The sequence below is a fragment of the Yersinia alsatica genome (genome assembly GCF_025133195.1).
Lineage (GTDB): Bacteria > Pseudomonadota > Gammaproteobacteria > Enterobacterales > Enterobacteriaceae > Yersinia > Yersinia alsatica.
In genome coordinates this window covers 4,860,031-4,872,706 of the sequence record NZ_CP104006.1, presented here as the reverse complement: position 1 = coordinate 4,872,706, position 12,676 = coordinate 4,860,031, and the positions used below count along the sequence as shown (strand labels likewise).

Genomic DNA, 12,676 nt, shown 5'->3' with positions numbered 1-12,676 from the left:
GAATAAGCCAAAAACACAGGGCAAAACATCCCTTCAAAGCATAATAAATCGCATTGAAGAGCTATTTTTTTAATCAATTTATAATCTTAAATATACCCGGTAAAACTCAAGTTACCGCTCGGCGGCGACTGAATAAACCCAAGACGTTGAGACACTCAATATCTTGGGTGACTGATGGCAGCCAACAACCCAGTATCTTGAAAGATGACGGGGATAGATTATTTTTTCTTCACCGGACGTTGCCACCCCTGAATATGAACTTGCTTGATACGGCTGAGTACTAATTCATTTTCGGCGATATCACGTGTCACAGTGGTACCTGCAGCGATAGTGGCGCCATTAGCGACAGTGACGGGAGCAACAAGCTGAGTATCGGACCCGACAAAGACATCATCGCCAATTATAGTTTTAAACTTATTAGCTCCATCATAGTTGCAAGTTATAGTTCCTGCGCCAATATTTACGCCAGAACCAATTTCAGCATCACCTAAATAGGAGAGATGGCCAGCTTTAGATCCTTTGCCCAAGCGGGATTTCTTGATCTCAACAAAGTTACCGACATGTGCACCTTCTGCTAACTCGGCACCCGGGCGCAAGCGGGCAAATGGCCCAACAGTACAGCCAGCATCCAAGCGAGAATCTTCCAACACAGTATAGGGGCTGATTTCTGAATCATCGCCAATCACACAGTTTTTAAGCACGCATCCGGTACCAATACGGACCCGATCGCCTAAAGTCACATGACCTTCAATGATGACATTGGTATCGATAGTGATATCGCGACCATGTGTTAATTCTCCGCGCAAATCAAAACGCGCCGGATCCAGTAACATCACCCCAGCCAATAGCAGCTTCTCTGCTTGCTCGGATTGATATACCCGCTCAAGGGTCGCTAATTGCAGGCGATTATTGACCCCTTCAACTTCACTCAGACGAGTGGGGTGTACCGCAGCAATTTTCTTACCATCAGCATGAGCCAATGCAATAATATCAGTGATATAAAACTCGCCCTGCGCATTGTTGTTATTCAGCAATGATAGCCAGCGCTTTAAATCACGACCAGTCGCCACCAGAATCCCAGTGTTGATTTCATTAATTTCACGCTGTGCATCGCTGGCGTCTTTATGCTCAACAATCCCGACCACATCGCCGTTCTCGCGCACAATACGACCATAACCACTTGGGTTATCCAGTTTTACCGTCAACAGTCCGATACCGCCTTGTGGTTTTGCGGCTAACAATCGTTGCAGAGTATCAACGGAGATCAAAGGCACATCGCCGTAGAGCATCAGGACGTCTTCATCATCAGCAAAATGCGGTGCCGCTTGCTGCATCGCGTGCCCAGTACCTAACTGTTCTGCCTGTAATACCCAATTCAACGCCGGGTCGGTCAGTGTTTTTTTCAACAACTCACCACCGTGCCCATAAACCAGATGAACATGTTGTGCACCCAACTTCATGGCCGCATCAATAACATGCTGAACCATCGGCTTACCTGCCAATGGGTGTAACACCTTAGGAAGGTCGGAATACATACGAGTCCCCTTACCTGCGGCAAGGATGACTACACTCATTGAGCTGTTAGACATAAGCAACCTGATAACTCCAAATTAATAGACGGAAGTAAACCTGTTTAGCGAAATAATTACTACATATTTCTCAACGAAAAACGTACTCAACCCGCGTGGTTAAAGGGTTGTAGCTATGTGCCATGTAACAAAAAAATGTAGCAGAAAGTGTCTGCGATCGGCGACGTTTTCTGAGCTGTTTTTGCCGAAATTCAATCACTCATGCGAGTTATTAACCACTTATTTTACGACAAGAAACAAGAGTTTTCAGAAAGAAACGTTATTAGTTTAGCTTAGGCTTAATTAAATGCAGAAGAGGTGGGTGGGAGACTGATATGGCAAAGGATTAAGTATTCACCAACTGGGGATAAAAAAATGCCAATCAGTTTTCACCAATTGGCATTCTATCGTTCTTTATATGATAACTTTATAAATCAATGAATTAATAACCCATTAAATATAAAATTACATCGCTTTCCTGGTCAGCTCGATTACGCGTAGTTTCGCAATCGCCTTCGCCAATTCAGCGGATGCCTGAGCATAGTCGACATCGCCGTGGGAACTGTTGATATGAGCTTCTGCTTTACGCTTAGATTCCAGCGCTCTAGCTTCGTCCAGATCTTGTCCACGAATAGCAGTGTCAGCCAATACGATCACAACGCTCGGTTGCACCTCAAGGATGCCGCCAGAAAGATAAATGAACTCTTCCTCACCGAACTGCTTAACGATACGTATCATGCCAGGCTTAATGGCAGTGAGCAGTGGGGCGTGACCAGGGAAAATCCCCAGTTCACCTTCACTACCCGTCACCTGAATTTTTTGTACCACGCCTGAGAACATCTTCTTCTCTGCGCTCACAACATCCAGATGGTAAGTCATTGCAGCCATGTCACCCTCCAGTCAACAGCGTTACAGTTTCTTGGCTTTTTCCACTGCTTCTTCAATGGTGCCAACCATGTAGAACGCCTGTTCCGGCAGGTGGTCATAGTCGCCGTTCATGATGCCTTTGAAACCACGAATGGTGTCTTTCAGCGATACGAACTTGCCCGGTGAACCGGTAAAGACTTCTGCCACGAAGAACGGTTGAGACAGGAAGCGCTGGATTTTACGCGCACGGGATACAACCAGTTTGTCATCTTCTGACAACTCGTCCATACCCAAGATCGCGATAATATCTTTCAGTTCCTGGTAACGTTGCAGAATAGACTGCACGCCACGCGCTACATCGTAGTGCTCCTGACCAACAACCAGTGGATCGAGCTGACGGCTGGTGGAGTCAAGTGGGTCAACCGCCGGGTAGATACCCAGAGAGGCGATTTGACGACTCAGAACGACGGTTGCATCCAAGTGAGCAAAAGTGGTTGCTGGTGATGGGTCAGTCAAGTCATCCGCAGGCACGTAAACGGCCTGAACAGAGGTGATTGAGCCCGTCTTGGTGGAAGTAATACGTTCCTGCAACACACCCATCTCTTCTGCCAGCGTTGGCTGATAGCCTACCGCAGATGGCATACGACCCAGCAGTGCGGATACTTCCGTACCGGCCAAGGTATAACGATAGATGTTATCGATGAACAGCAATACGTCACGACCTTCATCACGGAATTTCTCCGCCATGGTCAGGCCGGTCAGTGCAACGCGCAGACGGTTACCTGGTGGCTCATTCATCTGGCCATAAACCAAGGAAACTTTGTCCAGAACGTTGGAGTCAGTCATCTCGTGGTAGAAGTCGTTACCCTCACGAGTACGTTCACCTACACCAGCAAATACGGAATAACCTGAGTGCTCGATCGCGATGTTACGGATCAGCTCCATCATGTTTACCGTTTTACCCACACCAGCACCACCGAACAGACCGACTTTACCGCCCTTAGCGAACGGACAAATCAGATCCATTACCTTGATACCGGTTTCTAACAGATCTTGCGAGCTGGCAAGCTCTTCGTAAGAAGGCGCTTCGCGGTGGATTGCCCAACGCTCTTCTTCACCGATAGGACCTTTCATGTCGATTGGGTCACCCAATACGTTCATGATACGGCCCAGAGTTGCTTTACCAACCGGCACTTCAATTGGGTGTTCCAGGTTGATAACTTTCAACCCACGGCTCAAACCATCGGAAGAGCCCATTGCGATACAACGAACAACACCACCGCCCAGCTGTTGCTGAACTTCCAGCACTAGCTTCTCAGCCGTGCCTTCAACCTCAAGGGCGTTGTACACTTTTGGTACAGCGTCTTGGGGGAATTCGACGTCCACTACGGCGCCGATTACCTGGATAATCTTTCCAGTAGCCATCTTGAATCCTCTACGTAATACGTTTACCCGTCATATTTCAAATTACTGGCGCGTTAGCCGCCTGCCAGCAATATGAACTACTTAGGGTAATAGCCTGGTTAAACCGCGGAGGCTCCCCCGACGATCTCGGTGAGTTCCTGAGTGATGCTGGCCTGACGAGCTTTGTTGTAAACCAACTGCAGCTCTTTGATCAGGCTACCGCCGTTATCGGTGGCGGCTTTCATCGCTACCATTCGCGCGGCCTGTTCGCTGGCCAGGTTTTCAACGACGCCCTGATAAACTTGCGATTCCACATAGCGACGCAGGAGAGTATCCAGCAATGCTTTTGGATCGGGTTCATACAGGTAATCCCAGGATTTCTTCTTCAGCTCACCATCTTCCGCTGGCGGAAGAGGTAACAGCTGCATGATCCGTGGTTCCTGAGACATCGTATTGATAAACTTGTTATTCACGATATACAGTTTATCCAGACGACCTTCATCGTAGGCTTGCAACATCACTTTTACTGGACCGATAAGTTCTGACAGAGAAGGGTTATCCCCCATGCCAGTAACCTGAGCAACAATCTTGCCGCCCACGGAACCAAAGAAAGATGCTGCTTTTGATCCAATCAGCGCTAAATCGCATTCAACGCCTTTTTCAGACCAACCTTTCATCTCAGCTAACAGTTTTTTGAACAGGTTAATGTTCAAACCACCACACAAGCCACGGTCTGTAGAAACCACCAGATACCCAACACGCTTAACGTCGCGCTCTTCCAGGTACGGATGTTTATATTCCAGATTACCTAGCGCAAGGTGACCAATCACACTACGCATTGTTTCTGCATAAGGACGGCTGGCCGCCATGCGTTCCTGCGATTTACGCATTTTGGAGGCGGCGACCATCTCCATGGCTTTGGTGATCTTTTGCGTGTTTTGCACGCTGGCGATCTTGGAACGTATCTCTTTTGCGCCGGCCATTTCTGCTTCTCCTCATTGCCAGACGGCCTGCTTTCCTAATGAAAAGCAGGACCGTATAGCGTTACCAGGACTGGGTTGCCTTGAATGTATCGAGGATGCCTTTCAGCTTGGCCTCGATCTCATCGTTATACGCGCCAGTTTGGTTGATTTGTTGCAGAAGCTCGGCATGCTCACGGTCAGCAAATGCTAACAGTGCGGCTTCAAAGCTACCTACCTTCGCCAACTCGATATCACCCAGATAACCACGTTCAGCTGCGAACAGAACCAGAGATTGCTGCGCAACAGACATCGGTGCGTATTGTTTCTGTTTCAGAAGCTCGGTCACTTTCTGACCATGGCTCAGCTGTTTACGTGTTGCATCATCCAAATCGGATGCGAACTGGGAGAACGCAGCAAGTTCACGATACTGTGCCAGAGCGGTACGGATACCACCGGACAGTTTTTTCATGATCTTGGTCTGCGCTGCACCACCCACACGGGATACGGAGATACCTGGGTTAACCGCAGGACGAATACCGGCGTTAAACAGGCTGGATTCCAGGAAGATCTGACCATCGGTAATAGAAATTACGTTGGTCGGAACGAACGCGGAAACGTCCCCTGCTTGGGTTTCAATGATTGGCAATGCGGTCAAAGAACCGGTTTTACCTTTCACTTCACCCTTGGTAAAGGCTTCAACGTAATCCGCGTTAACACGCGCAGCACGCTCCAGCAAACGGGAGTGGAGGTAGAATACGTCGCCAGGATATGCTTCACGACCTGGTGGACGACGGAGCAGCAAGGAGATTTGACGATATGCAACAGCCTGTTTAGACAGGTCATCATAAATAATCAGAGCATCTTCACCGCGGTCGCGGAAATATTCACCCATGGCACAACCGGAGTAAGGTGCCAGGTATTGCAATGCTGCAGATTCAGATGCAGTAGCCACAACCACGATGGTGTTAGCCAATGCGCCATGTTCTTCCAGTTTACGCACTACGTTTGCAACAGTAGAGGCTTTCTGGCCGATAGCAACATACACACATTTGATGCCTGAATCGCGCTGATTGATGATCGCATCAATCGCCAGAGCAGTTTTACCTGTCTGACGGTCACCGATGATCAATTCACGCTGACCACGACCGATTGGAATCATGGCATCGACAGACTTATAGCCTGTCTGAACGGGTTCATCAACGGATTGACGTTCGATTACGCCAGGTGCGATAGCTTCAACAGCTGAGAAGCCGTCATTTTCTACCGGACCTTTACCATCAACAGGTTCACCCAGAGTATTGACGACGCGACCTAGCAGGCCACGACCGACAGGAACTTCCAGGATACGGCCAGTACATTTAACCTTCATGCCTTCGGCAAGATCGGCGTACGGACCCATAACTACTGCACCAACGGAGTCGCGCTCCAGGTTCAGTGCGATTGCGTAACGGTTGCCAGGCAGTGCGATCATCTCGCCTTGCATAACGTCGGCCAGACCGTGTACACGAATGATCCCGTCACTAACGGAAACAATAGTACCTTCATTGTGAGCTTCGCTCACTACATTGAACTGAGCAATGCGCTGCTTGATCAGTTCGCTGATTTCGGTGGAATTCAGTTGCATATGCTCCAGTCCCCTTAAGACTGCAAGACGTCTGCCAGGCGTTCAAGACGACCGCGAACGCTGCCATCTATCACCATATCGCCTGCACGTATTACTACGCCGGCCATTACAGACTTATCAATTTTGCAATTCAGCTTAACTTTGCGTGACAGACGTTTTTCCATCGCAGCGGCAATTTTAGCCAGCTGTTCGTCGTTAAGTGCTCTCGCTGAGGACACTTCAACGTCGACGGTAGACTCCAGTGAGGCACGCAGTTGAATAAACTGCTGCAACACCTCAGGAAGAACCAGTAAACGGCCATTCTCCGCCATAACTCGAATGAAGTTCTGTGCGGGTTCATCGAGCTGATCACCACAGACTGCAATAAACGTCTTAGACATTGTTTCTGGCGCAACAGCACCGGAAAGCAATTCAGCGATTTGTTCATTGCAAGTCACTTGGGCAGTAAACGCCAGCATATCCTGCCAACGATCAACCGCCTGGTGCTCAACAGCAAAGTCAAAAGCTGCTTTGGCGTAGGGGCGAGCTACAGTTACAAATTCAGACATCAGCCCCTCCCTCCTTACAGTTCAGCGACCAGTTTATCAACGATGTCGCTGTTAGCAGCTTCATCCACGGAACGTTCGATGATCTTCTCGGCGCCAGCTATAGCCAACATCGCGACTTGCTTACGCAACTCTTCACGAGCACGCTTACGTTCGGCGTCGATCTCTGCCTGCGCTTGCGCCACGATTTTGTTACGTTCCTGTTCAGCTTCAGCTTTAGCTTCATCGATGATCTGAGCTTTGCGTTTACTTGCCTGCTCAATGATCACCTGTGCTTCTGCTTTGGCCTTCTTCAGTTGGTCGGTCGCATTGGCTTGCGCTAAGTCCAAATCTTTTTTGGCACGCTCTGCAGAAGAGAGACCGTCAGCAATTTCTTTTTGACGCTTCTCGATGGCTGCCATAATTGGCGGCCATACATACTTCATACAAAACAGGACAAACAGGACAAACGCGATGGCCTGGCCGAGGATTGTTGCGTTAAGATTCACAGCACAATGCCTCTTTAAAAGTTAATAGTTTGGTGTAGTTCACAGTAGAGAAAACTCTACTTACGCGACAGCAAACATCACGTACAGACCCAGACCAACAGCGATCATTGGGATGGCGTCAACCAGACCCATGACGATAAAGAACTGTGTACGAAGCAGAGGAATCAGGTCAGGCTGACGTGCAGCGCCTTCCAAAAATTTACCACCCAGGATGCCGATACCGATCGCAGCACCGATTGCCGCTAAACCCATCATTATAGCGGCAGCCATGTACAGCAGATCCATATTCAGGTTTTCCATGACAGTCTCCAGTTTATTTCAGTTAAAACGCAGTAGTGTTATAAGAAAATCAGTGCTCTTCGGATGCCATCGACAGATAGACAATCGTCAGAACCATGAAGATAAAGGCTTGTAACGTAATAATCAGTATGTGGAAGATAGCCCAAGGTAAACTGAGCATCCACTGTGACCACCACGGCAACAGACCCGCAATAAGGATGAAGATCAACTCACCCGCATACATGTTGCCGAACAGTCGCAGACCGAGTGAAACCGGTTTGGACAGCAGGCTGACACCTTCCAGAATTAAGTTAACTGGAATGAATATCGGGTGATTGAACGGCTGCATCGTTAATTCTTTTACGAAGCCGCCTACACCTTTCATTTTAATGCTATAGAACAGGATCAGGATGAATACACCCAATGCCATGGACAAGGTAATGCTCACGTCAGCAGTTGGTACCACACGTAGTGCTGGTAACCCAAAGACATGTTCACCGATGTAAGGCAGTAAATCGATTGGCAGCAAGTCCATCATGTTCATCAATAGAACCCAAACAAACACGGTCAGGGCCAATGGTGCGATGACTTTACTTTTGCCGTGGTACATATCCCGTACACTGCCATCGACAAAACCGATAATTAACTCAACGGCAGTCTGCAATTTGCCGGGCACACCACTGGTGGCGTTTGCTGCAACTTTGCGGAACACAAGCAGAAAAGCTAACCCCAGCACGACAGAGAAGAACAGAGAGTCAATGTTCAACGTCCAGAACGTCGCAGGGCCAGGTGAGTGGGGATTGACCAACTCAAAGGTACGCAGGTCCAACTGAAGGTTATTCAGGTGGTGACCTATGTAGTCCCTTGGAGTAGAGATTTCTCCTGATGCAGACATGATGCCTCTTACCCTTTTGTAGTTAAATACGATAACTGTTAAGTACGGTAGCCGCTCATCACGGCCGGTGCCAATATCTGCACAATCAGCACCGATAAGTAGGTTAAACCGAGTGGCGCAAACGCAGCTTTAAACAGCCCTAGTGCAACAATCAGCAAAATTATCGTCACGATAACTTTTAACCCTTCGCCAATGGCAAACGACCACGCAACACGACCTGGAGCAGCTGTTTTTGCCTGATGGCGGCAAGCGAACAACATAAACATGGCACTGGGCAACCAGGCTGCCAATCCTCCTGCCAAAGCAGAAGCACTCCATTCCAGGCTTTTAAAACCAAAAGCAGCACTGAGAACAACAAAAGTCATTAACTGCAACAACAGCAACTTTCGTGCAATTTTCCCACTGTAAAGGGATACAGGCATGACGTTTGTTCTCTCCGAACCACACTAAGGGTATGCTGAGTGAGGTATAAAACTGCCTTTTACCCCATTGAGTCAAGCAGCAAAAAACGAGCAAATTATACGGGCCACTCAAACGAATTCAATCGATAAGTAGCGAAAAGGTGAACAATTATTTAAATTTTCTACTTTCGAGCTATTTTCACAAGAAAAGCCTCGGAATAAAGCCCTTATTTAATTGTCTGACGATTCCAAACATTATCAATAAAGCGTGGAACCGATCACATAACTAAAAACAAACTGATTTATATCCCATAAGACTTCGCTTTGTCTTTAACGAAAAGAGCCATTAAAACTTTTACAAATCATAATTTTAAAATTAAAACTATTATCAAACAACTCATCTACTTAGTAAAAACTTCCCATTGACATTTCAGATAATAATTTGGCAACAGTTCGGATACATAAAAAGAGTGATGTCGATGAGATAATAATGACCAAAGTGACTATTTGGTCCCTTTCAATATTGTTATGTCACTAACTACCGCTGTTTTTGTAAACAATAGGTGAAATATTATCTACGCATACGATAATCAGCGAATAAATACCCACCAAAATTAAAAACACTAAATGTAATAAAACTCGGCGTCTCGACTAAGAATTTATTACATTTTTTTGATAAATAACAAAGTTAGTTTGACTTAAGAATAACCAGATGACGCTCACCATCCAACTCAGGAACTTGCAGTCGAATAACCGACTCAAGAGTAATACCCGCAGGCAGTATAGCTAATTCATCATCCGGCCTAACCCCTTTAAGCGCATAAAAACGCCCTTCAGGCTTAGCTGGTAAGTGGTGGCACCAAGACAGCATATCTTGTAAGGATGCAAATGCACGGCTTATAACCCCATCAAATGGGGGTTCTGCGACAAAGTCCTCAACACGGCTTTGAACTGGTTCGATATTATTTAGACCTAATTCATGCTGAACCTGACGCAGGAAGCGAACACGTTTACCCAAGCTATCAAGCAAGGTGAAATGTGCATCGGGACGCACTATGGCCAAGGGTATCCCAGGAAGCCCCGGACCGGTGCCGACATCGATAAACCGGCTACCTTGCAAATGTGGGTTTACCACAATGCTGTCCAGAATGTGCCGAACCAGCATTTGCATTGGGTCACGGACAGAAGTCAGGTTATAAGCTTTATTCCACTTATGCAGCAGCTCTACATAGCCTATCAACTGATGTTTTTGCTGATCGGGCAGCGCAATATCTGCTGCACTCAGCAGGGAATCTAATTTTTTTAACACCACAATTATCCTCTGACAGAGATATGTTCTGTCAGCATGTAAAAGGCCGATATACGAATATGATAATCTAGCTTAATGTTTAGTTATAGCTTGAATACAAAGCAAAATTGCCTGCTTAGCTTTGAGCTACACAGGCAATTATTAGGTCGTTAGGCGCTGCGGCGCAGCAATCCTTGTTTTTTCAACCAAACCAGTAAAATAGAGATCGCCGCTGGTGTGATACCTGAAATACGTGAAGCTTGCCCGATCGAGTTAGGTTTATGATCATTCAATTTAGCGATCACTTCGTTTGATAAACCAGAGACTTGGCGGTAATCAAGATCAGCAGGCAGTAAGGTATTTTCATTGCGCAGCTGCTTTTCGATCTCTTCTTGCTGCCGAGCAATATACCCTTCATATTTCACCTGAATTTCAACCTGATCAGCAGCTTGTGGGTCTGTTAATGCCGGACCAAAAGAGGGTAAGGTTGTCAACAAACGATAATCGATTTCAGGGCGGCGCAGCAGCTCTTCACCATTGGCTTCTTTCGATAATGGGGCTTTTAGCAACGCATTGATTTCGGACACATTCTCAGAATGAGGATGCACCCAGATGTCACGCAGGCGCTGGCGTTCTTTCTCAATCAGCTCGATTTTCTTGCTGAAGTGTTCCCAACGAACATCATCGACCAATCCTAATTTTCGGCCCATTTCGGTCAGACGCAGATCGGCGTTATCTTCACGTAGCATCAAACGATATTCAGCTCGTGAGGTAAACATACGATAGGGTTCTTTGGTGCCCAAGGTGCTTAAATCGTCCACCAGCACGCCAAGGTAAGCTTCATCACGACGAGGTGACCACCCATCATCATCATTAGCGAAACGCCCCGCATTGAGGCCTGCAAGCAGCCCTTGGGCCGCAGCTTCTTCATATCCGGTGGTGCCATTGATTTGCCCAGCAAAGAACAAACCGTGGATATATTTGCTTTCCAGCGTAGGTTTCAAATCACGCGGATCAAAGAAATCATACTCGATGGCATAACCAGGTCGAATAATACGTGCGTTTTCGAGCCCTTTCATTGAACGGACTATTTGCATCTGTACGTCGAAAGGTAGACTGGTAGAGATACCGTTCGGATAGATCTCATTGCTGGTCAAACCTTCCGGTTCAAGGAAGATCTGATGTGAATTGCGATCAGCAAAACGCATGACTTTATCTTCGATCGATGGGCAGTAACGTGGCCCGATCCCTTCGATGATCCCCGCATACATCGGGCTGCGATCCAAGTTATTGCGGATCACTTCATGCGTTTTCTCATTGGTGTATGTGATATGACACGCCATTTGCTCAGGGTGCTGCTCGGCATTGCCAAGGAAGGAGAATACCGGGATTGGGGTATCACCTAACTGAGGGGCCAATTGGCTAAAATCTATGGTGCGTGCATCGATACGAGGTGGTGTACCGGTTTTAAGGCGATTGACGCGCAGCGGCAGTTCACGCAGGCGTTGCGACAATGAGATTGATGGTGGATCACCAGCGCGACCACCACTGTAGTTCTCAAGGCCGATATGAATTTTTCCATCCAGGAAGGTACCGACGGTGAGTACCACGGCTTTAGCACGGAATTTCAGACCCATTTTGGTCACAGCGCCGACCACATGATCATTTTCAACGATGAGATCTTCAACAGGTTGTTGGAAGATCATCAAGTTAGGTTGATTCTCCAATGCGGTACGTACGGCCTGGCGATACAAGACGCGGTCTGCCTGAGCTCTGGTCGCTCTTACCGCTGGCCCTTTGCTGGCGTTTAGTATCCTAAACTGAATACCGGCTTGGTCAGTTGCCATCGCCATTAAGCCACCGAGAGCATCGATCTCTTTTACCAGATGCCCCTTACCGATACCGCCAATCGCTGGGTTACAAGACATTTGTCCCAGTGTGTCGATATTGTGCGTCAGCAATAAGGTCTGACGTCCCATGCGTGCCGCTGCCATTGCAGCTTCCGTGCCGGCATGGCCACCACCAATGATGATGACGTCAAATTGATCTGGATAAAACATGGTACTGCACCTCGCCGTTATGCGAATTTCTGTGTTTGCCCTGGGGTGGGGGATTCTACTCAAGTTTAGACGATCGACCAAGCAGCTTAGGATCGCCCTTAATTAAAAGAAGATCTTTTTATTTAAAGATCTCTTTATTAGATCTCTTATTAGGATCATGATCCTCTGTGGATAAGTGATTATTCACATTAAAGATCATGAGATTAAGGAGGATCGTTTGCTGTGAATGATCGGTGATCCTATTGCGTATAAGCTGGGATCTAAATGGCATGTTATGCACAGGTACTTTAAGACA

At 47.4% G+C, this 12,676-nt stretch carries 12 protein-coding genes; all 12 read right to left on the bottom strand.

Translation table 11 applies throughout. The features are described 5' to 3' along the window. Positions 1-218: 218 nt before the first annotated feature. Complete coding sequence (gene glmU / locus N0H69_RS22030; RefSeq protein WP_050151829.1) at positions 219-1,589, bottom strand: bifunctional UDP-N-acetylglucosamine diphosphorylase/glucosamine-1-phosphate N-acetyltransferase GlmU; 1,371 nt, start codon at positions 1,587-1,589, stop codon at positions 219-221. 444 nt (positions 1,590-2,033) lie between these two features. Then, a complete protein-coding gene (locus tag N0H69_RS22025; RefSeq protein ID WP_050109301.1) occupies positions 2,034-2,456 on the bottom strand; it encodes a F0F1 ATP synthase subunit epsilon in 423 nt (140 codons plus the stop codon). Between the two features lie 21 nt (positions 2,457-2,477). Further along, positions 2,478-3,860, bottom strand: a complete 1,383-nt coding sequence (gene atpD, locus N0H69_RS22020; RefSeq protein ID WP_050109302.1) for a F0F1 ATP synthase subunit beta — start codon at positions 3,858-3,860, stop codon at positions 2,478-2,480. Between the two features lie 98 nt (positions 3,861-3,958). After that, positions 3,959-4,822, bottom strand: a complete 864-nt coding sequence (atpG, locus tag N0H69_RS22015) for a F0F1 ATP synthase subunit gamma (protein WP_011817476.1) — start codon at positions 4,820-4,822, stop codon at positions 3,959-3,961. Between the two features lie 61 nt (positions 4,823-4,883). Further along, positions 4,884-6,425 carry a F0F1 ATP synthase subunit alpha gene (gene atpA / locus N0H69_RS22010; protein ID WP_005161175.1) on the bottom strand — a complete coding sequence of 514 codons (1,542 nt, stop codon included), beginning with the start codon at positions 6,423-6,425 and terminating at the stop codon, positions 4,884-4,886. Between the two features lie 14 nt (positions 6,426-6,439). After that, positions 6,440-6,973, bottom strand: a complete 534-nt coding sequence (gene atpH, locus N0H69_RS22005; protein ID WP_050109303.1) for a F0F1 ATP synthase subunit delta — start codon at positions 6,971-6,973, stop codon at positions 6,440-6,442. A 14-nt stretch (positions 6,974-6,987) separates the two neighbouring features. Further along, positions 6,988-7,458: a F0F1 ATP synthase subunit B gene (gene atpF / locus N0H69_RS22000; protein WP_050109304.1), complete on the bottom strand. Its 471-nt coding sequence runs from the start codon at positions 7,456-7,458 to the stop codon at positions 6,988-6,990. A 60-nt stretch (positions 7,459-7,518) separates the two neighbouring features. Then, positions 7,519-7,758 carry a F0F1 ATP synthase subunit C gene (atpE, locus tag N0H69_RS21995; protein WP_004393045.1) on the bottom strand — a complete coding sequence of 80 codons (240 nt, stop codon included), beginning with the start codon at positions 7,756-7,758 and terminating at the stop codon, positions 7,519-7,521. A 49-nt stretch (positions 7,759-7,807) separates the two neighbouring features. After that, complete coding sequence (atpB, locus tag N0H69_RS21990; RefSeq protein ID WP_050109305.1) at positions 7,808-8,632, bottom strand: F0F1 ATP synthase subunit A; 825 nt, start codon at positions 8,630-8,632, stop codon at positions 7,808-7,810. A 38-nt stretch (positions 8,633-8,670) separates the two neighbouring features. Beyond that, positions 8,671-9,054 carry a F0F1 ATP synthase subunit I gene (atpI, locus tag N0H69_RS21985; RefSeq protein ID WP_050109306.1) on the bottom strand — a complete coding sequence of 128 codons (384 nt, stop codon included), beginning with the start codon at positions 9,052-9,054 and terminating at the stop codon, positions 8,671-8,673. A gap of 667 nt (positions 9,055-9,721) precedes the next feature. After that, the gene (gene rsmG / locus N0H69_RS21980; protein ID WP_050123856.1) at positions 9,722-10,342 is read right to left on the bottom strand and encodes a 16S rRNA (guanine(527)-N(7))-methyltransferase RsmG; all 621 of its coding nucleotides are present in this window, start codon (positions 10,340-10,342) and stop codon (positions 9,722-9,724) included. 149 nt (positions 10,343-10,491) lie between these two features. Further along, on the bottom strand, positions 10,492-12,381 hold the full coding sequence (mnmG, locus tag N0H69_RS21975) for a tRNA uridine-5-carboxymethylaminomethyl(34) synthesis enzyme MnmG (protein WP_050109308.1): 1,890 nt from the start codon (positions 12,379-12,381) through the stop codon (positions 10,492-10,494). Positions 12,382-12,676: the final 295 nt, after the last annotated feature.

Coding starts and splice junctions, on each gene's coding strand:
- atpD (WP_050109302.1), bottom strand. CDS start 3,860: ATGGCTACTGGAAAGATTATCCAGGTAATCGGCGCCGTAGTGGACGTC.
- atpA (WP_005161175.1), bottom strand. CDS start 6,425: ATGCAACTGAATTCCACCGAAATCAGCGAACTGATCAAGCAGCGCATT.
- N0H69_RS22025 (WP_050109301.1), bottom strand. CDS start 2,456: ATGGCTGCAATGACTTACCATCTGGATGTTGTGAGCGCAGAGAAGAAG.
- mnmG (WP_050109308.1), bottom strand. CDS start 12,381: ATGTTTTATCCAGATCAATTTGACGTCATCATCATTGGTGGTGGCCAT.
- atpG (WP_011817476.1), bottom strand. CDS start 4,822: ATGGCCGGCGCAAAAGAGATACGTTCCAAGATCGCCAGCGTGCAAAAC.
- atpB (WP_050109305.1), bottom strand. CDS start 8,632: ATGTCTGCATCAGGAGAAATCTCTACTCCAAGGGACTACATAGGTCAC.
- atpH (WP_050109303.1), bottom strand. CDS start 6,973: ATGTCTGAATTTGTAACTGTAGCTCGCCCCTACGCCAAAGCAGCTTTT.
- atpE (WP_004393045.1), bottom strand. CDS start 7,758: ATGGAAAACCTGAATATGGATCTGCTGTACATGGCTGCCGCTATAATG.
- atpI (WP_050109306.1), bottom strand. CDS start 9,054: ATGCCTGTATCCCTTTACAGTGGGAAAATTGCACGAAAGTTGCTGTTG.
- glmU (WP_050151829.1), bottom strand. CDS start 1,589: ATGTCTAACAGCTCAATGAGTGTAGTCATCCTTGCCGCAGGTAAGGGG.